Source organism: Dellaglioa sp. CoH-57-MRSF-21, assembly GCF_056781915.1.
In genome coordinates this window covers 1-407 of record NZ_JBXAXU010000075.1, presented here as the reverse complement: position 1 = coordinate 407, position 407 = coordinate 1, and the positions used below count along the sequence as shown (strand labels likewise).

Genomic DNA, 407 nt, shown 5'->3' with positions numbered 1-407 from the left:
CCGACGCAGGGTACGCGTCCGGTGTTCAGCTCGATTCACAAGATGTTCTCGACGCTGCTGGTCGATGCCGCATTCTGGGCAATCGAGAATGATGTGCGGGGTGCCGAATTCGTGATGACGAAGGAACTGTCGAATGGTGAGCATAAGGTACAGGCAATCCAGACGCTGCCCCGCCCGCGCTCGAAGAAGACGACGAAAACCGCGCTGTTCCACGTCGAATTCGATATGGACAAGGAAAAGAAGAAGCGGAGCGTGGAATTCACGGCGATGGTCGCGGCGCACGAAGCGGGCCACGCTCTGGTCTACGCGCTGCTGAAGCGCGTTGCTCCGTTCGAGCTGAAGGTGAACGTCGCATCGTTCAAGGGCGGTTACATGATGCCCGTGGTCGAGGGCGAGGATATCATGTC

1 protein-coding gene is annotated in these 407 nt (G+C 58.5%); it reads left to right on the top strand.

Features of this window, described 5'->3' with window-relative positions; genetic code table 11:
* The coding region (locus AC1RPQ_RS08000; RefSeq protein WP_481762262.1) for a hypothetical protein at positions 1-407 on the top strand (407 nt) is incomplete at both ends.